We start from the raw sequence: 25,585 nt of genomic DNA, 5'->3' as shown, positions 1-25,585 counted from the left end.
CCCGTTAATGGTCGCTTAAATGCGATTCTTTTGGTATAATGTAGGTGTCGGGAGCAGGTCACTCCCGAGACGGGTGTTCTTTCCGCGCACGTGGCGATCTATGGTGAGCGCATGCCGAAGTCGCAGGTCCTGGAGGTCGCCGGGCGTGAGGTGACGGTCACCAACCCGGGCAAGGTGGTCTTCCCCTCCGGCGGTCACACGAAGCTGGACCTCGTTCGCTACTACCTCTCCGTCGCCGACGGCGCGCTGCGCGGCGTCGCGGGCCGGCCGATGATCCTCAAGCGTTTCGTCAAGGGGATCGACGAGGAGGCCTTCTTCCAGAAGCGCGCCCCGGCCACGCGGCCGGACTGGATCGAGGTGGCGCGGCTCCAGTACGCGTCGGGCCGGTCGGCCGACGAGGTCGTCGTCCGGGACGCCGCGCAGCTCGCCTGGGTGGTGAACCTCGGCTGCGTCGACCTCAACCCGCACCCGGTGCTCGCGGAGGACCTCGACCACCCCGACGAACTGCGGATCGACCTCGATCCGGTGCCCGGCGTCCCGTGGGGACAGATCGTGGAGGTCGCCCTGGTCGCCAAGGAGGTACTGGAGGACCACGGCCTGACCGCGTGGCCCAAGACGTCCGGCTCGCGCGGATTCCACATCTACACGCGCATCGATCCCCGGTGGCCCTACCGCGACGTACGGCTCGCCGCCGAGACCGTCGCCCGCGAGGTGGAGAACCGCGCCCCCGCCCTGGCCACCAGCCACTGGTGGAAGGAGGAGCGGCAGGGCGTCTTCGTCGACTTCAACCAGAACGCCAAGGACCGCACGGTCGCCTCGGCCTACTCCGTACGGCCGACCGGGGACGCTCGTGTGTCCACCCCGCTCACCTGGGATGAGGTGCCCGGCTGCCGTCCCGGGGAGTACACCATGACCACGGTCCCCGGACGGTACGCGTCCATCGGCGACCCCTGGGCGGACATGGAAGGCACCGCGGGCTCCCTGGAACCGCTGCTGGAGCTGGCCGAACGCCTGGGCCCGGCGGAGAAGCCCCCGAAGGGCAAGGGCCGCCGGCAGCCGACGATGCCCCTCATCGAAATCGCCCGCGCCCGTACCAAGGACGAGGCACTGGCGGCGCTGGACCGCTGGAAGGCCCGCCACCCCGATGTGGTGCGCCGTCTGGAGGCCGCCGACATCCTGACCGATGGGATGCGCGGCCGCAGCTCGGTCTGGTACCGCATCCGGATCAACCTCCAGCACGTCCCCGAGAACGAACGCCCACCGCAGGAACCACTGGAGATCGACTACGACCCGTGGTCCGGCTGAACGTATGACCACTTCAGCCGGGCGGATCGAGGCGGACCGGTACGCCGTTGAGGTGGGCCATGCCGGCCAGGGGTTCCAGGTCGGCGGGGTCGGAGGAGGTCAGCAGGTTGACGTTGGCGCCGCCGGCCTGGTTGGCGCGTCGCCAGCCGCCGCCTCGGTGGCCCCAGCCGTGCGGGACCGCCACCGTCCCGGGCATGACCTCGTCGGTGACCGTCACGGGTAGCTCGATCGTGCCGTACGGCGAGGTGATCCGGCACGCCCGGCCGTCGGTGAGGCCGTGCTCGGCCGCGTCCGCCGGGTGGATCCGTGCCGTGTGCGTCCGGTCGCCGCGCATCAGCGTCGCGGAGTTGTGCATCCAGGAGTTCTGTGACCGCAGCTCGCGCAGCCCGATCAGGCGCAGCGGGTAGGCCGGGTCCTCCTCCGCGCCGAGCCGTGCGTACTCCGCGAGGATCTCCGGCGGGTCCAGCCGTACGCGCCGGTCGCGGTGGCGTACCACCGACCGCAGCACTCCCGTCCGTACGTGGTCGGCGAGGACCACGCCGTGCGGACGCCGCCGCAGCGCCCGCAGGCTGAGGCCGCCCCGCCGCAGCCCGAACAGGTCGCCGCCCGGGCCCAGCCGGACCGCCAGATCCAGCAGGAACACCGGCGACGGCGACGGGAGGCGGCGCAGCGCCGGGCCCAGGATCCGGCTCAGCGGGCGCGGGACGAAGGGCAGCAGCCCGGCCCGGCGGGCGATCGCGTCGATGATCTGCCATTCCTGCCGTGCCTCGCCGTACGGCCGCAGTACCGGCTCGGTGAACTGCGCGAACGGGGTGGTGAACAGGCCGAGGTTCGCCACCGGCAGGTCCTCGCGCTCCAGGAAGGTCGCCGCCGGCAGCACGTAGTCGGCGTGCCGGTTGGTGTCATTGACGTACAGGTCGATCGAGACGAACAGCTCCAGCCCGGACAGGGCGGCCGACAGCTCGTCGCCGTCCGGCACCGAGACGACCGGGTTCCCGGCCGAGACGAACAGCGCCCGCACCCGGCCCGCGCCCGGCGTGGTGATCTCCTTGGCCATCAGCGCCGCCGGGAAACTGCCGAGCACGTCGGGCAGGCCGCCCACGCGGGAGCGCCGCTTGGCGTACGAGGCGAGGCCGAAGCGGTCGGCGAGCCGTTCGATCCCGAGCGGTGAGGAGCCGAACACCGCGCCGCCGGGCCGGTCGAGGTTCCCGGTCACGACGTTCAGCGCGTCGAGCAGGTACGCCACCAGCGTCCCGTGCCGGCCCAGACACGAGCCGGTGCGTCCGTACGCCACCGCGCTGCCCGCCCGGGCCAGGTCGCGGGCCAGCCGGCGTACGACGTCGGGCGGCACGCCGGTACGGCCCTCGGTGGACTCCGGCGGATGGCCGGCGGCCATGGTGCGCAGCTCGTCCAGGCCCCGCGCCTGCCGGGCGATGGCCGCGCCGTCCTCCAGCCCCTCCGCGAAGATCACGTGCAGCAGGGACAACAGCAGCCAGGCGTCGCCGTCCGGCCGTACCGGCAGGTGTTCGAAGGCGCGTGCCGTCTCCGACCGGCGCGGATCGACGACGACCACCCGGCCGCCGCGCCGCGTGATCTCTCGCAACCGGTCCCGGATCCGCGGCGCGCTGACGGCGCTGCCGTGGGAGACCAGCGGATTGGCGCCGACGATCAGCAGGAACTCGGTGCGGGCCAGGTCCGGGATGGGCACGCGGGTCAGCGAGCCGTAGAGCAGACGGCTCGCGACGAACCGGTTGTTGATGTCCTGCGAGCCGGCCGTGAACAGGTTCGGACCGCCGACCGCGGTCATGAACCCTTGGAGCCACAGCGCGTGGGAGTAGGAGAACGCGCCGGGGTTGCCGAAGTACCAGCCGACCGCCGGGCCGCCATGGTCGCGCAGGATCCGCCGCAGCCGCCGGCCGATGTCGCCGAGCGCGTCGTCCCAGCTCACCGGTTCGAACCCGGAGCCGTCCGGGCGACGGCGCAACGGGCGAAGTACGCGATCCGGGTCATTCTGCACGTCGGTCATGGCAATGCCCTTGGGGCAGGCGAAACCGCGCGACAGCGGGTGCCGGTCGTCGGGCCGCAGCCGGACCAGCCGGTCGTCCTCCACCGTGGCGATCAGACCGCACAGCGGCTCACAGATCCGGCAGTACGTGACCCGTTCCTCGGTGGCCATACCCGCATTGTAAGTAACCACTTTTGAAGGGCATTTGTCCGGTGGCGGCGTATCCGCGGGCCGGGACGGGGAAGAGAAGCGGTAGCCGCCCCGATCGGCCGCGTGGCCGGGCCGCCGCCCGGTCGCGTAGCCCGCGATGACTGTGGATCGCGCAGTTTTACCAGGCCGGTGACCCGCCGCCCTGGCAGGACCGCGTTTTCTGGAGGGGCGTTGACGGCCGACCGGTTCTCCCGGCGTGACTTCGGCAGGCTCGCGGGCTTCGCGGGGGCGGCCGCCGTCTTAACCGCCCGGCCGGGTACGGCGCGAGCCACCGTACGGACCGGCGCGACCCTGCCCGCCGGGGGCAGGGACCTCTGGCGCGTCACCGGGCCGATGCTGCGCGGCCTGGAGGACTTCGACGACACCGTCAGGGCCTTCATGCAGGAGCGCTCCATCCCGTGCGGCTCGCTCGCCGTGGCGCGCGGCGGCCGGCTGTTGCTGGCGCGCGGCTACAGCTGGGGCGCCCGCGCGACTCGGGACACCGGGCCGGCCTCCCTGTTCCGTACCGCGAGCGTCAGCAAGCCGGTCACCGCCGCCGCCGTCCTGCGGCTCATTCAGGACGGCCGGCTGCGGCCGTCCGACCGGATGACGGACCTGCTCAAGGTCGGCGCGCCGGCCGACCCGCGCCTCGCGGAGGTCACCGTCGCGCGACTGCTCCGACACCTCGGCGGCTGGGACCGCGAGGTGTCGGGCGACCCGATGTTCGAGGACGCGGCGATCGCCAAGGCGCTCGGGCGGCCGCTGCCGATCGGCCAGGACGACATCGTCCGGTACGTCACGGCGCGGCCCCTCGACCACGCGCCGGGCACGGCGTTCGCCTACAGCAACTACGGCTACCTGCTCCTCGGCCGGATCATCGAGAAGGTCACCGGACGGCCGTACGCGGCGTACGTGCGGGACGCCGTGCTGGCCCCGCTCGGGATCACGCGGATGCGGCTCGGCCGTACCCTGCTGCCCGCGGCCGGCGAGGTGCCCTACTACTCCCAGTACAAGGGCACGACCGTGATGGACCCCTCGGGCGCGCAGGTGGCCGCCCCCTACGGCACCTTCAACCAGGAGAACAACGCGTTCAACTGCGGATGGCTGGCCACGGCGGTGGACCTGGTGCGGCTCGCGCGGGTGTACGACGGCGTGACCCCGGTACTGTCCGCGGCGTCGGTGGCCCAGGCGCTCGCGGTGCCCGAGACGGGCGCCGCCCGTGGCCGGTACTACGCCTGCGGCTGGCATGTGCGGCGGACCGACCGCGGCCCCGTCACCTGGCACAGCGGCAGCCTGCCGGGCACCCACACCCTGCTGGTCCGCCGCTTCGACGGCCTGACCTGGGCGGTCATGTTCGACCAGCGGGACGACCCGTCGGGTGAGCCCTATCGCGACATCGACACGGCCCTGCACGACACGGCGGACGACATGCCGGACTGGCCGTCCGGCGACGTCACCGGCACGCGCCTCTGACCGCGCCGCTCGTCCCGGACCGATGGACCGCCCGGGATCCGTGCGGGGCCGCCGAGGAGGCCCGGCGGTTACGCGGCGTAGGTGCGCAGGACGTTCAGCGCGGCGGCGCCGTACGGGCCGGTGGTGCGCAGCCCGGACTCGGCCGGGCTCAGCCGCTGGGCCGCGACGCGGCAGAACGCCCCGGCGGGCCCGGTGATGGCCGACTCCGCGTCGTCCGGGCCGTACCGCCACACGCTCGTGCCGTCCGGGGCGGTCAGCGCGCACGACACCGGATGGTCGCCGGCTCCGGTCAGGGCCAGGGCGTACGGCAGCGTACGGTGGGCCAGCCAGGCGATGTGACGCAGCCGCTCGGTGTCGGGGAAGGGCAGGCCCAGCGGACCGGTGATGTCGAGGCCGTGCGCCCAGTGTTCGGCCAGCCGGGTGGTCGCGAGCGTGGCCGGTTTCAGCGGTGCCTCCACCCACGGCAGCGGGCGCCCCGGATCGGCCGACCGCAGGGCGGCGACCGCGGCGCGCCGTGCCTCGCGCCACCGGCGGAACACCTGCTCCGGCGCCGTGCGCTCCGCGCGTACGAGACGGTCCATCGTCTCGTCCACCGACAACCCCTCCGACGGGCGGATCGCCTCGCCCGCGCCGACCGCCGAGGCCGACACGCCCTCCTCGGACTGGGCGAGGTGGAGCACGACGTCCGCGACGGTCCACCCCTCGGCGCCGGACGGCGAGGCCCACTGCGCCTCGTCCAGGCCGGCCAGGATGTCCTCCAGCCGGTCCTGCTCGGCGGTCAGATCATCGAAAATCGTCATGGATCCTCCTTGGCGCGGCGGGCGCGGGCCCGGCGTTTGCCCTCGTGCATCGCCTGGACGCGGGCGACCGGGATCGTGCGCCCCTCCTCGACCAGGCCCGGGTCGAGCGGGCGGGGCTCGGGCATCTCCTCCGCCCACGGGTCCCGGTCCGCGACCAGGCCGGGCACCGTACGGATGGTGAAGTCGGCCGGCGTCACCGCGTCCAGGTCGTCCCAGGACACGGGGAAGGACACCGGCGCACCGGGCCGCACGCGCGGGCTGTAGGCCGCCACCACGGTCGTCGCGCCGCCGGAGCGGGTCGAGTCAAGGAACACCTTGCCCGCGCGGTCCTCGCGGATGAAGGCGGTGGTGGCGAGGCCGGGGTCGAGGCGTTCGGCCCGCGCCGCGACCGCGCGGGTCGCGGCGGCGACCTCCTCGTGCGGCGCCTCCGTGATCGGCACGAACACGTGAAGGCCCTTCGCGCCGCTGGTCTTGACGGCACCCGCCATGCCCACGTCCGCCAGCACCTCGCGTACGAGCCGCGCGGCGCCGGCGGCCTCGGCGAACGCGCCGCCGTCCGGCGGGTCGATGTCGAGGACGAGGTGGGTGGCGTGCGCCCGGTCGTCGGCGCGGATCAGCGCGGGGTGGTACTCCACCGCCCGCTGGTTGGCGAACCACAGCAGCGTACGGCGGTCGTCGCACAGCGCGTAGGACACCTTGCGCCGGGACGTCTCGGCCCACAGCGTGACCGTGGCCACCCACGGCGGCGCGTACTTGGGCACGTTCTTCTGCATGAAGGGGTCCTGGCCGCGCAGCACGCGGACCACCGAGAGCGGCCGGCCGCGCAGCGCGGGCAGGATCCGGTCGCGTACCGCGTCGAGGTAGTCGACCAGGTCGCGCTTGGTGGCGTCCGCGCCCGCGAACAGCGGCTGATCGAGGTTCGTCAGGGACACCCCGTCCCGCGTCTCGCCCGCGCCGCTCATCCGCTCACCTTCGCGGGCGCCGGGACGCCGGGTCAAGTCCCGTACGCCCACGGCCGGGTGAGCGGAGGGATCGCGGGCGGTCGCGGTCGGTCCGCGCAGAAGGTCAGCCGGCCTGCTCCGGCTCGGCCTGCGCGTGTCGCCGGCGGCGTCCGGAGTACAGGTAGTTCTTCGGCCGGCGCAGGGCGGTGAACGCCCAGGCCATGTTGGGTTCGAGGGCCCAGTGCATGAGCCAGCGCACCGGTGGCGTGCACAGCAGCGTCGCCAGCAGCGCGCCGGCCGCCCCGGCCGCCACCACGCCCGGCACCGTGTGCAGGAACGCGAAGTGGTACCAGCCGTAGTAGTCCGCGAGCTTGGTCGCGAAGCCGTGGAGCAGGTAGGCGTACAACGTGGCCGACCCGAGCGAGGTGAACCAGTGCTGTCGCCGCGGCACGAGCGTCAGGAACGCCAAGACCAGCACGGTCGCCGCCACGAGGAGGCCGAGCCGCATGCCCGTCCCGACGAGGTTGTTCACGTGGAGCTTCGGGTTGCCGCTGCGCCAGTACACCCACTCGGTCGCCATGTGCCGGTCGACGAAGAGGTAGGTGACGGCGAACCCGCCGGCCATGGTCAGCGCGCCGAGGACGGCGGCCCAGCCCTTCTTGAGGATCTCGAAGTGCTGCGGCTTGAGGAAGAGGCCGAGGACGTAGAAGGGCACCAGTCCGAAGACGCGGTTCATCTCCAGGGTGCCGGGCAGCTGGCTCATCCCCGAGAGCAGGCTGATCACGACGGCGACCGCGATGGGGAAGCGGATCTGCTGCCAGACCGGCGTGGACAGCCGCCAGGCGAACAGCGCCATCAGGAACCAGGTGAGGTAGTACGGGTCGAGCAGGCTGAGTTCGAACTTCGAGTGCCCCACCGCCCAGTGGTAGGTGGAGTACGCCGTCTCGAACACGAAGTAGGGCACGGCCACGTTGGTGAGCAGCTTGCGCGCCTTCCCGCCCGCGAAGGTGAACCGCCGCGTGAAGTAGCCGGTGATGACGATGAACACCGGCATGTGGAAGGTGTAGACGAACAGGTAGAGCGCGTGCGCGAAGTGGACGTCGCGGAGGTTCTGGATGATGTGACCCGCGACGACGAGCAGGATCGCGAAGAACTTGGCGTTGTCGAAGAACGGGTCGCGCTGTCGCGGCTTGCGGGCGGGCTCCGCGGCGGCCGGCTCCGTGACCGGCTCCGCGAGTGACGACGGCGCCGGCAGGGCGGCCGGAGGCCGCGGGAGCGGCTCGAACGCCGATGACTGGGGGGTGCTCATCACGATCTACTTCGGTCGTCCGCTTCATCGATCCCGGCGGCTCCAGGACCGAACTGGCGTCGCCGACCTTACCCACTCCGGTCGCCCCGGCGAACCGGACTTGGCGAACTCTCAGGGACCAATCGGGAACTCGCGGTGCACGACGGGCAGGGGGTTCGGGGTCCGGCGAGGCTCGGGGGCGATCTCGCGTGGGCCGTCGCCACGGCCGGACCTGGGCCCTCGCGTGAGCCCGCGCGCGGAAGGACCGTCGGCGCTCGGGGCGGGCCCGCTCATGGCTAGAGTTGGATCCACAAGACGATCTCGGTGGCCAGGGGGACCGTGTGGGGGAGGACAACGGCGACGACCGGCCCGTGGTGGCCGACATCCGGGAGGCCATCCTCACCGGCGAGTTCGTCCCGAACCAGCGCCTGGTCGAGGCGGACCTGTCCGAGCGCTTCGCCGCGAGCCGCGCCAGGGTCCGTGCGGCGCTGCTCGAACTGACCAACGAGGGACTGGTCGAGCGGGTGCAGAACCGCGGCGCCCGCGTCCGCGCCGTACGCCTCGAAGAGGCGATCGAGATCTCCGAGGTGCGCATGGTGGTGGAGGGCCTGTGCGCCGCGAAGGCCGCCACCCGGATCACCGAGTCCGAGTCGGAGGAGCTGGAGGAGATCGGCGAGAAGATGCGTGAGGCCGTCGCGTCCGGCGACGTGCTCGGCTACTCGCGCCTGAACGAACGCCTCCACCGCCGGATCCGCGAGATCAGCGGCCAGCACACCGCCGCGACCGTACTCGAACGCCTGCGTGCCCAGAACGTCCGCCACCAGTTCCGCCTGGCGATGCACCCGGGCCGCCCGACGGTCTCCCTGCCCGAACACCTCGCCATCATCGACGCGATCCGCGCCCACGACGCGGAGGCCGCCGAAGCCGCCGCCCGCGCCCACCTGCGCAGCGTGATCCGCACTCTTCCCGAGGCCGCCCGCCGGCACGCCGAGCCCGCGTAGCCCGCGGGACCCCGCGACGGGAGCGTCCGGCGGCCGTCCGGATCAGGGTCGGCGGGCGTCCTCGGCGACGGCTGAGGGTCCCGACGCCGCGCCGGAGAGGTCACCGTTCGGGATCTTCGGCCGAGGGGGAGCGCCGGTCGTACGAGAGGCGTGCCGACCACTGCCGCACCAGGCGTGACATCGCCTCGGCGCGCCGCTGCCGGCGGAACTCGACGCGTCCGGCGACCCACAGGCAGAAGGCCGCCAGCGGAAGCTCGCCGCAGAAGGCGAAGAGCAGCGCGATCGCCAGCTCGCGGTGGCTGTCGGCCGTCACCACGTCGAACCAGGCGTCGACCAGCAGCAGGGTGCCGGTCATCGCGGCGCTCAGCTCGATGTGCTCGCGCCCCTTCTGCGCGAGCCAGCCGGTGCGGATCAGCATCCCGCACAGGGCGAGATCGAAACCGATCCAGGACGCCCCGTAGTGCGCCGCCTCGTGTCGTGTCGGCAGGATGAAGACGAGTCCGGCGACCCACGGCAGCATGAGCAGGCCGACGGCGATGATCAGCCAGCCGATCCAGCGCGGCACCACGGGGGCGGGCCGCAGCGCGCGGGTGAGCGCGCCCTCCATCCGCTCCGTACGGGGTGTCTCGGGCGGCTCGACGGCGTGGGCGGACTCCGTGGAGTGGTCGATGGGCAGCTCCGCCGCGGGGCTCTCGGGCGCGCACGCCGGAGGGTCCGGGCGCCGATCGTCCTCGGAACGGGGGATGTGGGCCATGTCTCTATATTCAGGGCACGGATCGGGTAGTGGGACCTTCCCCGGAGCGGATAGCGGAGCATCCGGGTCGTCACGTTCGCGAGCATGGAGGTTCACCGTGCGTAGTTTCGGTGTCGAGGAGGAGATGCTGCTCGTCGATCCCGGCAGCGGCGCCACGGTGGCGCTCGCCGAGGTCGTCACCGGCGGCGCCGAGGGCGGGCCGGAGGCCGAGCTGCAACGCCAGCAGGTCGAGACCGACACCGCCCCGTGCACGACGCTCGACGAGCTGGCCGGCCAGCTGCGTGCCCGCCGCCGGGCCGCCGCGGACGCCGCCGGGCGCGAGAACTGCCAGGTCGTCGCGCTGGCCACCTCGCCGCTGGCGGTGTACCCGTCGACCATGCCGAAGGAGCGTTACCTGCGGATGGCCAAGGAGTACGCCCTCACCGCGCAGGAACAGCTCACCTGCGGCTGTCACGTCCACGTACGGGTGGAGTCCGAGGACGAGGGCGTCGCGGTGCTGGACCGGATCCGCCCGTGGCTGGCGGTGCTGCTCGGGATGACCGCCAACTCCCCCTTCTGGCAGGGCCACGACAGCGGGTACGCCAGCTACCGGCAGCAGGTCTGGGGACGCTGGCCGTCCGCGGGCCCGGCCGAGCTGTTCGGCACGCCGAAGACCTACCACGAGACCGTCCAGGCCATGATCGACAGCGGTGTGCTGCTGGACGAGGGCATGATCTACTTCGACGCCCGGCTGTCGCGGCACTATCCGACGGTGGAGATCCGGATCGCGGACGTGTGCACGGTGGCCGACGACGCGGTCCTGCTGGCGGCGCTCGTACGCGCGCTGGTCGAGACCGCCGCCCGCGAATGGCGGGCCGGCGACCCGCCCCCGCCGGTGCGGACGGAACTGCTCCGGATGGCCTCCTGGCGGGCGAGCCGTTCGGGGCTGGAGGGGGAGCTGGTACACCCGGTGGCCCTGCGCCCGGTCCCGGCGAGGGAGGCGGTACGGACGTTGCTCGACCACGTGACGCCGGCGCTGAGCGATCTGGGCGATCGTCAGGCGGCGTTCGATCTGACCGCCCGCCTGCTGGACCGGGGCGACGGCGCGACCCGGCAACGCCTCACGTACGACCGGACCGGCGACCTGGCCGCCGTCGTACGCGCGGCGGTCGAACAGACCCTGAGCGACTGAGCCGACGGCGCGCGCCCGGGGCCTCGCCGTCGCCGCCGGGCGGTGTTCCTGATGACGTATGACCAGGTCACCCCGCTGATCCGGGGTATGGAGTACGAGAGATAATGACAGAGGATGAATCAGGGGACTCATCCTCTTTCCGAAAGAAGGCGATCGGAATGGCTGGTATCTCTCGCCATTCTTCGGGGATGGCAGGGCATCCCGACGCAGCCGAGATGCGCGAACGCTACGCACGGCTGGTCGAGGGCCGCCGGATGGAGATGCTCGAGGGTCTGGTCCTGATGACCGGTCTGTACCTGGCCATCTCACCGTGGGTCATCCATTTTCACACCGGCAACATGAACACGGTGAACAACCTCATCATCGGCATCGCGCTCGCCGTGATCGGTCTGGGCCTGGCGCTGATTCCGGAGCGGACGCTCGGCCTGGCCTGGGTGATCGTTCCGCTCGGGGTCTGGATGATCATTTCGCCCTGGGTGGTCTCCGCCGGGCACGGCGCCCGGGCGGGCATCGTCGCCAACAATGTCGCGGTCGGTTTCGTCACCCTCGCTCTGGGGCTTGCGGCCGTCGCGATGATGGCCAGGCACCGTCGCGGCCGAGCCCGTGCGGCCACCGCCATGCGGTAGCGGTAGCCGAGACGATCGGGCCTCGCGGAGACATCTCCGTGAGGCCCGCGGCTTGACTCAGCGGCGGTGCCACCGGGGAGGCGGGCTGCGGTGCCGGTGCGAACGTCCGGGCCACGGGGCGTCCGTCGGCCACCATTCCGGTGGTCCGCTCGCCGTCGGGGAGCCGCTGGGGCGGGCCGTCGGCCGTGGGCTCGAAGCGCCCGCGTGCGTCGAGGACGAGGCCTGCGGGCGCGGGGCCGACCCGCGCGGCTCCGGCGTCGGCGCCGCCGGGCTCGAAGCGTGCGGGGACGACGCGGACGGCGCGGCGATCGGCGGCGGGCCCGCACCCGGGCTCTTTCCGGACGAGTCGCCGGTCAGCGCCAGCGTCAGGCCGGTGACCGCCGCGACGAGCACCGCCGCCCCCGCGACCATCAAAAGGACGCCGTGGCGGAACCTCATCTCCTCCAGCCGCGCGTGAACGGCCACCCGTAGCCGGCCATGGCCACCCGCCCGGCCCCTCTCAAGAGCGGGGCCGCGCGGTCCGCCGTCGGCTGCGTGCTGTTCACTGACCACGAACCAACCCTAAAGGCGACGCATCCCCAAAAACTTCATCATCAACGACAACGTGGTCACAAGATCCCCGGCGCCGCGAACCGGGCGGCCGTCACCGCCCGGCGAGTTCGGTGAGCAGGTCCTGGGACAGGGCGATGCGGCCGCTCAGGTCCGCGCCGCCGCACAGGGCCAGGGCGGCCTCGGCCATGACCTCGGGCGGCTCCGCGTTCGGGTCGTCCTCGGTGGTGAGCCGGTGGAACAGCGTGCCCGGGGTGGGCACGACGCGGTTCGGCGCCAGGGAGTTGACCGCGATCCCGTCCCCGTGGACCTCCGCGGCCAGGCCGGTCGTGAACCGTTCGAGCGCCGCCTTGCACATGCCGTACACCGTGCCGCCGGGGAGATGGTTCCGCTCGAGCGCGGGATGGCGCGAGGCCAACGAGGAGATGTTGAGGATCCAGCCGCGCCCTCGCGAGCGCATCTCCGGCAGGACGAGACGCGCGAGGTGGAACGGCGCCGTGACCTGCACCTCGAACATCAGCGCGTACCGGCGGTCGGTGAAGTCGGCGACCGGGGAGAAGTAGGTGACGGCGGCGTTGTTCACCAGGATGTCGGCCGGGCCGAGGTCGTCGGTGACGTCGCGGACGAGCGACACGCGGGCGGCCGGATCGGACAGGTCGGCGGCGTACGCGCGGGCCCGGCCGCCCGCCGCCTCGATGTGCGCCACCGTCTCGTTGATCGTGCCGGACAGACGCGTCTGGGCGGGGTCGACGGTGCGGGCGGTCACGGCGACCGTCGCGCCCTCCGCGGCGAACCGCCGTGCGATGGCCGCGCCGATGCCGCGGCTCGCCCCCGTGACGATCGCCACCTTGCCGTCGAGAATGCCCATGACCGGTCCTTTCGCCGAAGCCGGGGAACGGATCTCCCAGGGTTGACACGAAGGCTAGTCCTCCGGAGACTTTTCTAGAAGTTCATTCTAAAAACAACGGCGAGTCGGAGTGGCCGAGGTCTCATGAGTGACGGAGCGGGCGAAGGGCACGCGCGTCCGGTCACTCCTCCGGCGAAGGAGGGCTAATGGGCGGCATCGTTGCGGGCCGCGTGGTGATCGTGACCGGTGCCGCGCGCGGCATCGGCCGCGGGCACGCGCTGGAGTTCGCCCGGCAGGGCGCCAAGGTCGTCGTCAACGACCTCGGGGCGGAGGTGGACGGGAGCGGCTCGTCGACGGGCCCGGCCGGTGAGGTCGTGGACGAGATCCGTGCGGCCGGCGGCGAGGCGATCGCCAACGGCGACGACGTCGCCGACTTCGAGGGCGCCAAGCGCCTGATCGAGACGGCCGTGCAGACCTACGGCGACCTGCACGTCCTGGTGAACAACGCCGGCATCCTGCGCGACCGGATGCTGGTCAACATGACCGCCGAGGAGTGGGACGACGTCATCCGGGTGCACCTGCGCGGCACGTTCGCGCCGCTGCGGCACGCGGGCGCCTACTGGCGGGCCCGGTCCAAGGCCGGCGAACCGGTCGACGCCGCGATCATCAACACCACGTCGTCCTCGGGCATCTACGGCAACGCGGGCCAGGGCAACTACGGCGCGGCCAAGGCGGGCATCGCCGGGCTGACCGTGATCGCCGCCCGCGAGCTCGGCCGCTACGGCGTGACCGTCAACGCGGTCGCCCCGGCCGCGCTCACCCGCATGACCGAGAACCTCGTGCGCTGGCAGGGCGGCGACGACCCGCAGGCCTTCGACCCGCGAGCCGCCGACAACATCGCCCCGCTCGTCGTCTGGCTCGGCTCCGACCAGGCCCGTGGCATCACCGGCCGGGTGTTCAACGTCCGCGGCGGGGTCATCAGCGTCGCCGAGGGCTGGCGCGCCGGTCCCGGCGCCGACAAGGGCGCGCGCTGGGACCCGGCCGAGCTGGGCGAGGTCATCCCCGGCCTGGTCGAGAAGGCCGCGCCGAACGTCATGCCCGACGGCCGTACGCCGGAGAGCTGACCATGCCACTCGACCACGGTGCGATCGGCGTGGAGTCCGCGCCCCACGACCGTTCCTGGACCTCCAAGGACGCGCTGCTGTACGCGGTCGGCGTCGGCGCGGGCGTCGACGACCCGCTGAGCGAGCTCGCCTTCACCACCGAGAACACCGCCGGCACGCCGCAGCGGGTGCTGCCGACGTACGCGGTGCTGCTCGCCCAGGTGCCCGGCGCCCGCCGGATCGGCGACTTCGACCCCGCGATGCTCGTCCACGCCGAGCAGGCCTTCGAACTGCACCGGCCGCTGCCCGCCGAGGGCACGCTGCGGGCCACCGCGAAGGTGACCGGCATCTACGACAAGGGCTCGGGCGCGCTGGTCGTCACCGAGTCCACCGCCGTCGACCCGGACACCGGCGAGCGGCTGATCACCTCGCGCGGCTCGGTGTTCATCCGCGGCGAGGGCGGCTTCGGCGGCGACCGGGGCCCGCGCGACGACTGGAAGCTCCCGGACCGCGCGCCGGACCACGAGGTCACGTACCGCACCCGGCCCGAGCAGGCACTGCTCTACCGGCTGTCCGGCGACCGCAACCCCCTGCACTCCGACCCGGCGTTCGCCGCCCGCGCCGGCTTCGACCGGCCGATCCTGCACGGCCTGTGCACGTACGGTGTCGCCGGACGGGCGCTGCTGCACACCATGGCCGGCTCGGACCCGGCGAGGTTCGCCGCGATGTCGGGCCGGTTCAGCAGCCCGGTGATGCCCGGTGAGTCGCTGACCACGTCGATCTGGGCCGAGGGGACGACCGCCCTGTTCCGTACGGCGAAGGAGGACGGAACGGTCGTCATCGACCGGGGCCGGGCGAGCTTCCGGTGAGCCGGCGACGGGTGCGGGTGGACTGCCACCTGCACACCGTCCACTCCGGCGACGCCGTCACGACCGTCGAGCGGCTCGCCGAGCGGGTACGGGCGGAACGGCTCGACGTCGTGTGCGTGATCGACCACCACACGCTGCGGGGCGCGCGCGAGGCGATCGAGCGGGACGTCGGCGCCAGGATCGTCGTCGGTGAGGAGATCCGCACCGGTGCCGGCGAGGTGATCGGCCTGTTCCTCACCGGGCGCATTCCGTACGTGCTGCCGCTCGCGGACGCCGTCCGCCGCGTCCGCGAGCAGGGCGGGCTGGTCTACGCCCCGCACCCGTACGACCCCGCACGGGCCGGCCTGGGCGCCGACGGGCTGGCCGCGCTCCACGCCGCGGGTGCGCTCGACGCGGTCGAGGTCTTCAACGCCAAGATCGCCGACCAGGAGCTCAACCGCCGGGCGGCGCGTTTCGCGGAGGCGTACGGCCTGCCGGGCGGCGCCGGCTCGGACGCCCACGACCCGGAGGGCGTCGGCGCCGCCTACGTCGAGATGCCAGACTTCGACGGCCCCCAGGACTTCCTCGCGGCCCTCCGCGCGGGGCGGATCGTCGGCGAGTACCGCCCGCACGTCGGCTACCTCGGCCGATGAAGGCCATCGGCGGGGCGGTCCCGATCCGGATGTCGCTCAGCGACACCGCGCGGAACGCCAGCGTGATATACCGATGTGTGGTCAGACCGAAGATGTGGGAGATCTCTGGGTGAGCGAGGAAGGCCGGCCCCCGAGGCCTGGAAGCTACATCTGGGCTTACTTACAGCGTCGCAAGACCTACTTGTGGATCGCCGTCGTGCTCGGCGCGGTCGTCGCGGTGCTCCTCGTGCTCTCGGCCTCGTTGCCCGACTACGGCAAGAACCTCAGCCTGAACCTCGGCGCCGACCTCATCGGCACGATCATCGTGCTGTTCGCCGTCTCGCCGTTCATGGCCCGCGTCGAGGGGCAGCGCGAGACGGTGCGGGACGGCTTCGACCGCGGCGGGTTCATCAAGCGGGCCAGCGACGCCCGCCGTGAGATCCTCATCCTCGAACTGTGGACGGACCTCCTCCAGGGCACGTACCAGGACAGGTTCCTCGAATCCCTGCGCGAGGCGCTGCGCCAGCAGGTCAAGATCAAGATGTTGCTGCTGAGCCCGGACGCGCGGGCGGCCGAGCAGCGGGCGGACGAGCTGCTGCGGCAGACGAACGTGGTCGGCGACATCCTCGACAACCTGCGGGTGCTGCACGAGTTCGTGCACACGGGCATCCCCGAGGTGCACCGCCACAACATCGACGTGCGGGTCTACTCGGCGCTGCCGCCGGTGCAGATGTACCAGGTCGACACCCAGGTGACCGTCTCGTTCTATCCCGTGAACGTCACCTCCTGGAACGCCACGCAGTACCTGACCAGCCCGGACAGCCAGCTCGGCAAGTTCGTCGGCGACAAGTTCGACGAGCTCTGGAAGGCCGGCAGCACCCGATCCCTGGACCAGTTCTGGAAGACGACGATCATCGTCGACTCGGGTGCGGGCCGCCAGACCTACGACGTCGGGTTCGTGATGTCGGAGGAGGACACGTTCATCAGCGGGCAGCCCATCATCGCCGCCAACGCGGAGAACGGCATCTCCGGGCTCGTGGTCCGCACCTTCGATGACAACGTCACCGGCGAGCAGATCGGACGCGGCCCGTTCTCGCTGGTCACCCTGGAGCCCAGCACCGAGGACTACGCGACCGTGCACAACCTGTTCAGCCGCAAGTACGGCGAGGACAACCACGTGATCCTCAAACTGGTCGGGGAACGGAAGAACTAGCGCGTCGGGGCGTACCGGACGTGCATGGAGTGCTCGCGGCCTTCGAGGGCGGCGCGTACGGCCTCGGCGATCGCGGGTGACTGGGCGAAGCCGCCGGTGTTGTGGCCGCCGGTCACGATGAGCCTCCCGCCGGTCGTGGTCGCGAGCCGCTCGAAGACTCCCAGGCAGGACGCCGTCCACGGCCGCACGCAGAGCCGGCGGCTCGTCGCGAAGGTGCCGGCGTCGCGCGCCGCCGCGTGCGTCGCGGGGAAGAAGCGGCGGATCGTGTCCTCCAGCGAGTCGTACAGCACGTCCAGCTCGGCCAGGTCGATGTTGCCCGGGTGCAGCCCGGTCCAGCCGTAGCCCGACCCGCACACCAGCACGGGCTCGCCGTCCGCCGCCGTCGCGAGCGTGACGTTGGTCTCCTCGGCCCGGTGTCCCTTCCGGGCGATCTTCAGCGAGTGTTCGAGCCGGGGCTCGACGTTGGGCACGGTGAACCACACGCCGAGCATGCCCTGGATCCGCTCGTACGAGGCGGTGCCCCGCAGCAGGTCGTTGCCGTACGCGCCGGGGCTCAGCACGCAGTGGCCGCCGCTCACGAGGTCACCGCTCGCCAGCTCCAGCCCGGCCGCGACGCCGGGCGAGGCCCACCGGATCCGCGCCACCTCGGTGTTCCAGTGGAACCGCACCTCCGGCTCCAGCAGGTCGACGAGGCGCGTCACGAACCGGTGCACGTTGACGGTGAAGCCGACCACCTCGATGCCGCCGGCGATGGTGCCGTCGGAGCAGGCCGCCTCCAGCGCGGGGTAGCCGGCGGCGATCCGGCCGGGCGTGAGCACCCGCCGGGTGGCGCCGACGCGCTCGTTGCGGGCGACGTGCCAGCGGAAGTAGTCGTCCTCGGTGAACACGCGCAGGACGCCGTCGGTGTATCCGGTGTCCGTGCCGAACAGCGCGGGCTCGGCGTCGATCAGGGCCGTCCACAGCTCCCCGGCCTCCCGGTTCACCGCGAAGATGTCGTCGTTGTAGGTCTGCGCGAGCTCCGGCGGCACACCGTGGAAGGCGTCGGCCCAGCGCCGCTCGGCCTCGGTCAGGCTGCCGGCCTTCGCGACCAGCCAACCGTGGTCGGAGATCGGGCGGTTCAGCAGGCCGTTGGATGTGCCGTCCGCGTGCCAGGACCGGTTGTGGTAGCTGTCGGCCTCGGTCAGCGTGAACATCCGGCCGTCCCCGCCGCCCCGCGTGCATCCGTACGCGGTCCAGTCCGCTCCGGCCCTGGGGTCCGGTGCCCGTTCGTAGACGGCCACGTCGTAGCCGTGCCGGACGAGGTCGAGCGCGGTGATCAGATTCACGATCCCCGCGCCCACAAGGGTCACCGTCTGCACGCCACGATGCTACGCGCCTTCGATCCCGCCGGAACGGCGGCGACGCGCACGGTCAGTCGTGCTGCTCGACATCCGTCAGCGGGTCGAGGCGGCGGATCAGGTGGATCGCGGCGGCGGCCACCGTGTCGGCCTCCGCCTTCGTCTCGCAGGCCGCGACCTCGCGGGCGGTCTCCCCGATGACGGTGGTCAGCACGGTCACGGTGACGCGGTCCACCGGGTCGCTGCCCGCGCCCAGCAGCACGGCGTTCTGGCGTACCCACTCGCGGTTGCGGGTGCGGCGCATCAGTTCGAAGCCCGGCGGCCCGTCGCCGTCCATCAGCAGCCGTACGAGGTCGCGCCGCTGCCACGAGCCCTCCAGGAACGCCCGGGCCCCGGCGATGAACAGCTCCAGCGGGTTCGTCTCGCCCGCCTCGCGCAGGGCCGCGACGGCCGCCGACGCGGCCGCCTCATGGGCGGCCTGGTGGTCCTCCCACAGGGCGAGGAACAGCTCGGCCTTGCCGCCGAAGTGGTGGTAGAGGCTGCCGACGCTGGATCCGGCGCGTTCGACCACGTCGGCCACGCTCGCGTCCGCGAAGCCGCGTTCGGTGAACACCTCACGGGCCGCCTCCAGCATGCCCCGGCGGGTCTCGGCGGTCCGGCTCCACCGCCATGCGTTCGCGTTCGCGCGGCTGTTCGTCTTGCGTGCCATCACACACCTCGTGTCGTCCCTCCCAGGTTACGGAACCGTATTCCAAAATCGGCGCTAACAGGCCGAACAGGTCCTCTCCTGCGGTCTTGACACCTTCCGGGGCGGCGGGCAGGCTGGTTTTAGAGTCACGTTCTAGAAACTTGTTTCTCGTGTGGAGGGGTCGTCCGATGGTGGACTTTTCGCTCAGCGACGAAGAGCGGCAGATCCGCGACACCGTCCGCAGCTTCATCGGCAAAGAGGTCATGCCCCTCGAGGACGAGGTGCTGCGCAACGAGCGCGCCGGCCGCCCCGGCCTCGCCCCCGACGTGATCAAGGAGCTGCAGCGCAAGGCCAAGAAGGCCGGTTTCTGGGGGATCAACACCCCCGAGGAGTACGGCGGGCTGAACGCGGGCGCGGTCATGTCGGCGATCCTCGCCATCGAGACCGGCCGTACGTTCGTGCCCTTCACCTTCGGCGGCAGCGCGGACAACATCCTCTACGCCGGCACCGAGGAGCAGAAGCAGCGCTACCTGATCCCGACGATCGAGGGGGAGCGGCGGTCCTGCTTCGCCATCACCGAGCCCGGCGCGGGCTCCGACGCCCGCAACATCACCACCCGCGCGGTCAAGGACGCGAGCGGCGACTGGATCATCAACGGCGAGAAGACCTTCATCACGAACGGCAACGAGGCCGACTTCGTCATGGTCTTCGCGGTGGTCCCCGACGCGGGCGTCACCTGCTTCCTCGTCGACCGCGACATGGGCTGGAAGTCCGAGCCGATCCCGACGATGGGCGAGTGGGGCCCGGCGTCCCTGGTCTTCGACGACGTACGCGTGCCGCACGACAACGTGCTCGGCGAGGTGGGCAAGGGCTTCGAGCTCGCCATGCAGTGGATCAGGAACGGCCGCTTCATGATCCCGGCGAGGGCCATCGGCTCGGCCGAGCGCCTCCTGCAGATGGCGATCGACTACGCGGGCCTCCGCAAGTCGATGGGCCACCTGATCGGGGAGTACCAGGCCATCCAGTGGCAGATCGCCGACTCCCAGGTGGAGATCGAGGCGACCAAGTGGCTCACGCTGTACGCCGCCTGGCGCGTCCAGAACGGCCTCGACGCCCGGCACGCCTCCTCCATCGCCAAGCTCAACGGCGCCGAGATGGCCAACAAGGTCGTCGACCGCGTGCTGCAGATCCACGGCGGCATGGGGTACACCAAGGAGCTGCCGATCGAACGCTGGTACCGCGAGCTGCGCCTCCTGCGCATCTACGAGGGCACCGACGAGATCCAGCGCCGGACGATCGCCCGCAACCTCCTGAAGGGTCACGTTCGCCTCGGCGGCATCGGCGAATGACGGCCGCCGAGGGTGTACGCGGCCTGTTCGCGCCCGCCTCGATCGCCATGGTGGGCGCCACCGACAAGTCGGGCTGGTCGGTGGCGACCTTCGCCAACCTGCGGCGGCACGGGTTCGCCGGTCCGGTTTACCTCGTCAACCCCCGCACCGAGATCGTGCACGGTGAGCGGGCCTACCGCAGCCTGAGCGACCTGCCCGGACCGGTCGACCTCGTCTACGTCATGGTGCCGACGCCGGTCGTGCTCGACGTGCTCAAGGAGGGGGCGCGGCTCGGCATCCGCCACTACGTCGTGCTCACCGCGGGCTTCGGTGAGACCGGGGCGGAGGGACGCAAGCGCGAGGAGGAGCTCACCGCCTTCTGCCGGGCGAACGGCCTGACCGTGCTCGGTCCGAACGGCAACGGCTACATCAACACCTCTGATGGTCGCGCTCCCGTCCTCACTCGCTCCGCGGACGGCTCGTCCCTCACCGCCCACTCCGCTCGCTCGTCGGCTCGCCGCTCCGGGGCCGGCATCACCCCGTACGGCCTGCCGATCCCGCCGCCGTTGCTGCGCGGCTCGGTCGGCGTCGTGCTGCAGAGCGGCGCGCTGGCCAGCTCCGTGCTCGCGTTCAGCCAGGCGCGCGGCATCGGCCTGAGCCTGCTCACCTCGATGGGCAACGAGGCCGTGGTCTCGGTCACCGACGTCATCGACCACCTCGTGGACGACCCGGCGACCCGCGTCATCGCGCTCTTCCTCGAGTCGATCCGCCGGCCGGAGGAGTTCGCCCGGGTGGCGCGCCGCGCGCTGGCGGCCGGCAAGCCGATCGTCGCACTCAAGATCGGCCGTAGCGGGCTCGCCTCCCGTACGGCGCAGGCGCACACCGGCGCTCTCGTCGGCGACGACGCCGTCATCGACGCGGCCTTCCGGCAGCTCGGCGTCATCCGCGTCCGCTCGCTGGAGGATCTGATCATCACGGCCGGGCTGCTCGCGTCGTCCGGGCCGCTGCCGGGGCCCCGCCTCGGCGTCGTCACGCCGTCGGGCGGCGCATCGGAGATCATCGCCGACCGCGCCGAGGACGAGGGGCTGGAGCTGCCGGCGTTCGCCGAGGAGACCGTCGCCCGGCTGACCGAGATCATGCCGGACTTCGGCAGCCCCGCGAACCCGCTCGACGTGACCGGGTACGTCGTCGTCGACCGCACCCTGCTCTCCCGCGCGCTGCGGATCGTCGCCGAGGACCCGGGAATCGACGTCGTCATGCTCCTGTCCGACCTGCCGCGCGCCGAGCCGCCGGACCCCGAACCGGTGTTCCGGCTGTACGAGAAGAGCACGCGCATCATCACCGAGTCGCCGCGCCCGGTCGTCATCGTCGGCAACGTGCTGACCGACGTCGGCTCCTTCGCCCGTACCCTCCAGGACCGCACCGGGTACCCGCACGTCGTCGGCGGCATCGAGCACGGCATGTCGGCCATCGGCGCCGCCGTCCGCTGGTCGGCGGTGCGCGAGCGGGCCGCCGTGCGCCCGCGTGCCGTGACGCCGCCTCCCGTGGTGCGCGGTGAGCGGACCGGCGTGTGGGCCGAGCACCGGGCGTCCGCGCTCCTGGCGGAGGCGGGCGTGCCCGTGGTGCCGTCCGAGCTCGCGCCCGACGAGGAGGCGGCCGTGGCCGCCGCCGAGCGGTTCGGCCATCCGGTCGTGCTCAAGGCCGCCGCGGAGGGCCTGGGCCACAAGAGCGACGTCGGCGGCGTACGCCTCGGGCTCGGCTCCGCCGACGACGTGCGGCGCGCGCACCGGGAGATCCTCGCGGCGGTCGGCGCGTCCGGCGCATCCGGTTTGGGCACGCTCGTCCAGCCGCAGCGTGAGGGCGGCGTCGAGCTGCTGGCCGGCGTCGTGCGCGACCCCGCCTGGGGCCTCGTGCTCGCGGTCGGCCTCGGCGGCGTGTGGGTCGAGGTGCTGAAGGACTCGGTGCTGCGCCTGCTGCCGGTGGACGCCGCCGAGGTCCGCCGCGCGCTCGGCGAGCTGCGCGGCGCGAAGCTCCTGACCGGCGCGCGGGGCACCGAACCGGCCGACCTGGACGCGCTCGCCGAGGTCATCACGCGCGTCGCGGACCTCGCCGGAGCGCTGGGCGACGACCTGGAGTCGCTGGAGATCAACCCGCTGCTGGTCCGCGGCTCGCGCATCGAGGCCCTGGACGCCCTGGTGACCTGGCGTACGTGACCGGTACGCTGGCGGCGGCCGCGACTGGCGAGGGTGGATCACCACCGGGAAGCGGCCCACCATCGATGCGGGCGCCGACCGCCTGGGCGCCTCCATCAGCGACATCGACCGCTGAGGAGGCCACGGCATGCAGCTGCGTTACGGCATCAACCCGCACCAGGAGGCGCGGGCGGCATCGGTGGGAGACGGCGGCACGCCGCTCCGGCCGCTGAACGGCACACCCTCCTACATCAACCTGCTCGACGCGCTCCACGGCTGGCAGCTCGTCCGGGAGGCGAGCCGGGTGCTCGGCCGTCCGGCGGCCGCGTCGTTCAAGCACGTGTCGCCGGCCGGGGCGGCCGTGTCCGGGCCGGTCGACGCGGTCGCCGCGGAGCCGTACGGGCTCGGCGACGTCGGGGACCTCACGAGTGCCTACCTGCGCGCCCGCGACGCCGACCCCCGGTCGTCCTACGGCGACTTCGTGGCGGTGTCGCACCCGGTCGACGCCGAGCTCGCCGACGCCCTGGGCCCGGTGTTCAGCGACGGCATCGTGGCGCCCGGCTACGCCCCCGGCACCGTGGCCGCCCTGAGCCGCAAGAAGAAGGGCCGTTTCGTCGTCTTCGAGGCCGACGCGACGTTCGTCCCGCCGGCGCGCGAGCGGCGGGAGGTCTTCGGCGTCGAGCTGACGCAGGACCGGGACGAGGCGCCGATCTCACGCGACCTGCTCGACCCGGCCGGTGACGCGGCGCCGCCCGACACGGCCGTACGGGACCTGCTGCTCGGGCTCGTCGTGCTCCGGTACACCCAGTCCAACGCGGTCTGCTACGTGCGCGACGGCATGACGCTCGGGGTCGGCGCGGGGCAGCAGTCGCGCGTCGACTGCACCCGCCTGGCCGGGGGCAAGACCGACATCTGGTGGCTACGGCGTCATCCGGCCGTGCGGGGCCTGGCCTTCGCACCGGGAGTCCGGCCGCAGGACCGGCTCAACTGGCGGATCCGGTACGCCGAGGGCGGCCTGACCCCCGACGAGGAACGGCGGCTGGCCGAGGCGCTGTCCGGCCCGGTCACCGGCCTCACCGCGGCGGACCGCGAGGAGTGGGCGCGCCGTCTGACCGGCGTGGCGTTCGCCTCCGACGGCGCGCTGCCCTTCCGCGACAACGTCGACCACGCCCGCCGCCACGGCGTGGCGTACATCGCCGAGCCGGGCGGCTCCATCCGCTCCGGCGAGGTCGCCGACGCCTGCCGTGAACACGGGATCGCGCTCGTACGGACCGGGCTCCGGCTCTTCCATCACTGAGCCGGGCGGACGGCCTCATCGCGGTACGGAGCGGACACCTTATGCCGCCGGATCCGACGACGCGCCCTCATCGGCGCCGAATCGGTCGAGCAGGGGGAGCCCGTTCGTCGTCATCATCGCGGTGACCTGGTCCTCGTCAAGGAGCGGGGTCGCCTTGATCTCGGCGGTGACGGCGGTGATGACCGCCTCGGGTGTCCACGGCCAGTCCGTTCCGTACAGCAGGTGGGAGGGATCGGTCATCGCCAGCAGCGACGGCAGTTGCCGTGGGACCGGGAAACCGGCGAGGTCGTAGTACAGGTTCCGGAGCTGGCCGGCCACGTCGGGACCGTCGGCGACGGCGAAGATGCGTGTGAACTCGTCGACGCGGTCGGCGAACGTCGCGAGGGCGCCGCCGCCGTGCGGAACCACCATCCGGATGCCCGGATGGCGGATGAGCCCGCCGCGCAGGAGGAGGTCGGCGACGGCCCGCGTGGTGTCGAACGGGAACTCGATCATCGGCCGCCCCCAGCCCCGCGAGACCGCCTCCCCGCCGGGCGGCGACGTCGGGTGGAGGACGACGAGCGCGTGCCGCTGGTCGAGGGCGTCCAGAACCGGCTCCATCGCCGGATCGCCGAGGTACAGCCCGTGGGCGTTCGTCTTCAGCGTGACGCCGTCGGCGTGCAACACGTCGTAGGCGTAGGCGATCTCGGCGAGCGCGCCCTCGACGTCGGGCAGCGGCAGCGAGGCCAGGAAGGCGAACCGGTCCGGGTGCTCGTCCCTCACGGTCGCGCTGAACTCGTTGACTCTGCGGGCCAGCCGCCGTGCCTCGGTGTCGTCGCCGAAATGGACTCCGGGCGATGACACCGAGGCCACCGCCACCGCGACCCCGCACCGGTCCATCATGGCCAGCGCCTCATCCACACTCCAGTGCGGGAAGCCCGGCATGCCGTCCGGGTTCCCGTATCCGGCTCCCACAGCGGCGTCCCGGTAGAAGTCGGGCACGAAGTGCGCGTGAAAGTCGATGACCGAGCTGTGAGCCGACATCGGTGGTTCCTCCCCATCGCGGATCGAACAACGAGATGACGACGACCGTCGCCGGGCGGGCGCGGACGCTCGCCATGAGTGCACTCTAGTGCAAAAATGCACTGAAGTGCACCACGGCCGAACGATCAGCGGCAGTACCTGGGATGATGAGGGAGATGAATAACGTCACCGGCAACAGCGAGGCACCCCCGGTCGTCGACCGCAGGGCCCGGCAACGTGAGCGCACCCGGCGCCGCATCCTGGAGGCCGCGCTGGAGCTGTTCTGCGCACGCGGGTACGCCAATACCACGATGGACGACATCGCGGACCGCGCGGACATCGCCCGCCGGACACTGTTCAACCACTTCCCCGCCAAGCAGGCGATCCTGGCGGCCTGGCGAGCCGAGCGGGGTGAGCGGCTCGCCGCCGCTCTGCCGGGCGCGGCCGGGGAGGAGGACGGCCGGCAGGTGTCCGCTGCCGACCTCCTCCGGCGGCAGTTCGCGCTGTTCGCCCGGCTCAGCGAGTCCGATGTCCGGTTGACGATCGTGCTGGTTCAGGGCCGGATGACGGAGATCGGCGACGCCGGCGAGCCGTTCCCGACCTTCGAGCCGCTCCGAGCCGTCGTGCGGCTGGGTCAGGACCGAGGGGAGTTCAGCGCCGCGGTTCCGGCCCAGACGGTCGCCGAGGTGCTCTCGGCCTGCTACGCGGACACGCTCAGTCGCTGGGCCCTGCCTCAGATCACCGGGCGGTCGGCGCCGTTCGCACTCGGCCCCGCGCTGTCGGCCAAGCTGGAACTGGTCCTCGGCGGTCTCGCCGCCGGCGGGCCGGACCGGTGACGGGTCTTCCTCACGAACGGGCCCGGCCAGGTCGTGGCGGTGGAGCCGTACGGCGCCCCGGACTCTCGAGCGGCGCTGCCTGATCTCCCGGCGTTGAGGGTTCGGCCGCGCTCTTCCTGCGACTTCGCGGGGAAAGTCTCACTGGGTGCTTCAATGAGAC

At 72.2% G+C, this 25,585-nt stretch carries 23 protein-coding genes and 1 riboswitch; of the genes, 14 read left to right on the top strand and 9 right to left on the bottom strand.

Going from position 1 to position 25,585, the window contains the following annotated elements; genetic code table 11:
* The first annotated feature begins 111 nt into the window (after positions 1-111).
* Positions 112-1,305, top strand: a complete 1,194-nt coding sequence (locus OG417_RS35060) for a DNA polymerase domain-containing protein (protein ID WP_329238008.1) — start codon at positions 112-114, stop codon at positions 1,303-1,305.
* 13 nt (positions 1,306-1,318) lie between these two features.
* Here OG417_RS35060 and OG417_RS35055 read toward each other — a convergent pair whose 3' ends face one another.
* The gene (locus OG417_RS35055) at positions 1,319-3,481 is read right to left on the bottom strand and encodes a molybdopterin-dependent oxidoreductase (protein ID WP_329238005.1); all 2,163 of its coding nucleotides are present in this window, start codon (positions 3,479-3,481) and stop codon (positions 1,319-1,321) included.
* 210 nt (positions 3,482-3,691) lie between these two features.
* Between OG417_RS35055 and OG417_RS35050 the strand changes: the two genes are divergently transcribed.
* Positions 3,692-4,972: a serine hydrolase domain-containing protein gene (locus tag OG417_RS35050; RefSeq protein WP_329238002.1), complete on the top strand. Its 1,281-nt coding sequence runs from the start codon at positions 3,692-3,694 to the stop codon at positions 4,970-4,972.
* A 68-nt stretch (positions 4,973-5,040) separates the two neighbouring features.
* Here OG417_RS35050 and OG417_RS35045 read toward each other — a convergent pair whose 3' ends face one another.
* The 3 genes from OG417_RS35045 to OG417_RS35035 all read right to left on the bottom strand — a co-directional run bounded on the left by OG417_RS35045 (position 5,041) and on the right by OG417_RS35035 (position 8,022).
* Positions 5,041-5,772, bottom strand: coding sequence for a maleylpyruvate isomerase family mycothiol-dependent enzyme (locus OG417_RS35045; RefSeq protein WP_329237999.1), 732 nt, complete (start codon positions 5,770-5,772; stop codon positions 5,041-5,043).
* Positions 5,769-6,734 carry a non-homologous end-joining DNA ligase gene (ligD, locus tag OG417_RS35040; RefSeq protein WP_329237996.1) on the bottom strand — a complete coding sequence of 322 codons (966 nt, stop codon included), beginning with the start codon at positions 6,732-6,734 and terminating at the stop codon, positions 5,769-5,771. The genes OG417_RS35045 and ligD overlap by 4 nt, the downstream gene beginning before the upstream one ends.
* 103 nt (positions 6,735-6,837) lie before the next feature.
* Positions 6,838-8,022 carry an acyltransferase family protein gene (locus tag OG417_RS35035; RefSeq protein WP_329237993.1) on the bottom strand — a complete coding sequence of 395 codons (1,185 nt, stop codon included), beginning with the start codon at positions 8,020-8,022 and terminating at the stop codon, positions 6,838-6,840.
* Positions 8,023-8,342: 320 nt separating this feature from the next.
* Between OG417_RS35035 and OG417_RS35030 the strand changes: the two genes are divergently transcribed.
* Entirely contained in the window at positions 8,343-9,002 is a 660-nt protein-coding gene (locus tag OG417_RS35030; RefSeq protein WP_329237990.1) for a GntR family transcriptional regulator, read from the top strand.
* Positions 9,003-9,102: 100 nt separating this feature from the next.
* Here OG417_RS35030 and OG417_RS35025 read toward each other — a convergent pair whose 3' ends face one another.
* Positions 9,103-9,756, bottom strand: a complete 654-nt coding sequence (locus OG417_RS35025; RefSeq protein WP_329237988.1) for a hypothetical protein — start codon at positions 9,754-9,756, stop codon at positions 9,103-9,105.
* Between the two features lie 97 nt (positions 9,757-9,853).
* Here OG417_RS35025 and OG417_RS35020 point away from each other — a divergent pair, with 97 nt between their 5' ends.
* From OG417_RS35020 to OG417_RS35010, 3 genes are all read left to right on the top strand, one after another.
* Complete coding sequence (locus tag OG417_RS35020) at positions 9,854-10,927, top strand: glutamate--cysteine ligase 2 (protein ID WP_329237985.1); 1,074 nt, start codon at positions 9,854-9,856, stop codon at positions 10,925-10,927.
* Between the two features lie 104 nt (positions 10,928-11,031).
* Entirely contained in the window at positions 11,032-11,553 is a 522-nt protein-coding gene (locus OG417_RS35015; RefSeq protein ID WP_329237982.1) for an SPW repeat protein, read from the top strand.
* Positions 11,554-11,605: 52 nt separating this feature from the next.
* Entirely contained in the window at positions 11,606-12,010 is a 405-nt protein-coding gene (locus tag OG417_RS35010) for a hypothetical protein (RefSeq protein ID WP_329237979.1), read from the top strand.
* A 186-nt stretch (positions 12,011-12,196) separates the two neighbouring features.
* Here OG417_RS35010 and OG417_RS35005 read toward each other — a convergent pair whose 3' ends face one another.
* On the bottom strand, positions 12,197-12,970 hold the full coding sequence (locus tag OG417_RS35005) for an SDR family NAD(P)-dependent oxidoreductase (RefSeq protein WP_329237976.1): 774 nt from the start codon (positions 12,968-12,970) through the stop codon (positions 12,197-12,199).
* A 185-nt stretch (positions 12,971-13,155) separates the two neighbouring features.
* Here OG417_RS35005 and OG417_RS35000 point away from each other — a divergent pair, with 185 nt between their 5' ends.
* From OG417_RS35000 to OG417_RS34985, 4 genes are all read left to right on the top strand, one after another.
* Complete coding sequence (locus OG417_RS35000; RefSeq protein WP_329237973.1) at positions 13,156-14,073, top strand: SDR family oxidoreductase; 918 nt, start codon at positions 13,156-13,158, stop codon at positions 14,071-14,073.
* Positions 14,074-14,075: 2 nt separating this feature from the next.
* Positions 14,076-14,921 (top strand): MaoC/PaaZ C-terminal domain-containing protein, encoded by an 846-nt coding sequence (locus OG417_RS34995; RefSeq protein WP_329237970.1) that lies wholly within the window; start codon positions 14,076-14,078, stop codon positions 14,919-14,921.
* Positions 14,918-15,553, top strand: coding sequence for a PHP domain-containing protein (locus tag OG417_RS34990; protein ID WP_329237967.1), 636 nt, complete (start codon positions 14,918-14,920; stop codon positions 15,551-15,553). The genes OG417_RS34995 and OG417_RS34990 overlap by 4 nt, the downstream gene beginning before the upstream one ends.
* Positions 15,554-15,734: 181 nt before the next feature.
* Positions 15,735-16,745, top strand: a complete 1,011-nt coding sequence (locus tag OG417_RS34985; RefSeq protein ID WP_329237964.1) for a hypothetical protein — start codon at positions 15,735-15,737, stop codon at positions 16,743-16,745.
* Here the strand turns inward: OG417_RS34985 and OG417_RS34980 are convergent.
* Positions 16,742-18,103, bottom strand: a complete 1,362-nt coding sequence (locus OG417_RS34980) for an NAD(P)/FAD-dependent oxidoreductase (protein WP_329237961.1) — start codon at positions 18,101-18,103, stop codon at positions 16,742-16,744. The genes OG417_RS34985 and OG417_RS34980 overlap by 4 nt on opposite strands.
* A 52-nt stretch (positions 18,104-18,155) precedes the next feature.
* Complete coding sequence (locus OG417_RS34975; protein WP_329237957.1) at positions 18,156-18,791, bottom strand: TetR/AcrR family transcriptional regulator; 636 nt, start codon at positions 18,789-18,791, stop codon at positions 18,156-18,158.
* A gap of 167 nt (positions 18,792-18,958) precedes the next feature.
* Between OG417_RS34975 and OG417_RS34970 the strand changes: the two genes are divergently transcribed.
* The 3 genes from OG417_RS34970 (at position 18,959) to OG417_RS34960 (ending at position 23,587) form a co-directional block, all read left to right on the top strand.
* On the top strand, positions 18,959-20,119 hold the full coding sequence (locus OG417_RS34970) for an acyl-CoA dehydrogenase family protein (RefSeq protein ID WP_329237954.1): 1,161 nt from the start codon (positions 18,959-18,961) through the stop codon (positions 20,117-20,119).
* Complete coding sequence (locus OG417_RS34965; protein WP_329237951.1) at positions 20,116-22,311, top strand: acetate--CoA ligase family protein; 2,196 nt, start codon at positions 20,116-20,118, stop codon at positions 22,309-22,311. Before OG417_RS34970 ends, OG417_RS34965 begins: the two co-directional genes overlap by 4 nt.
* 10 nt (positions 22,312-22,321) lie before the next feature.
* A riboswitch (ZMP/ZTP riboswitch) is annotated at positions 22,322-22,406 on the top strand.
* A 32-nt stretch (positions 22,407-22,438) separates the two neighbouring features.
* Positions 22,439-23,587, top strand: a complete 1,149-nt coding sequence (locus tag OG417_RS34960) for a phosphoribosylaminoimidazolecarboxamide formyltransferase (protein ID WP_329237948.1) — start codon at positions 22,439-22,441, stop codon at positions 23,585-23,587.
* A 39-nt stretch (positions 23,588-23,626) separates the two neighbouring features.
* Here OG417_RS34960 and OG417_RS34955 read toward each other — a convergent pair whose 3' ends face one another.
* Positions 23,627-24,610 carry an amidohydrolase family protein gene (locus tag OG417_RS34955; protein ID WP_329237945.1) on the bottom strand — a complete coding sequence of 328 codons (984 nt, stop codon included), beginning with the start codon at positions 24,608-24,610 and terminating at the stop codon, positions 23,627-23,629.
* Positions 24,611-24,765: 155 nt separating this feature from the next.
* On the opposite strand from OG417_RS34955, the gene OG417_RS34950 reads away from it, so the two are divergent.
* Positions 24,766-25,425 (top strand): TetR/AcrR family transcriptional regulator, encoded by a 660-nt coding sequence (locus OG417_RS34950; RefSeq protein ID WP_329237943.1) that lies wholly within the window; start codon positions 24,766-24,768, stop codon positions 25,423-25,425.
* Positions 25,426-25,585 lie beyond the last annotated feature (160 nt).

It is taken from the genome of Actinoallomurus sp. NBC_01490, from assembly GCF_036227085.1.
In the GTDB taxonomy this organism is placed as follows: Bacteria; Actinomycetota; Actinomycetes; order Streptosporangiales; family Streptosporangiaceae; genus Actinoallomurus; species Actinoallomurus oryzae.
Note: the sequence above shows the minus strand (reverse complement) of the source record. Positions and strands in the feature narration are given on the sequence as shown.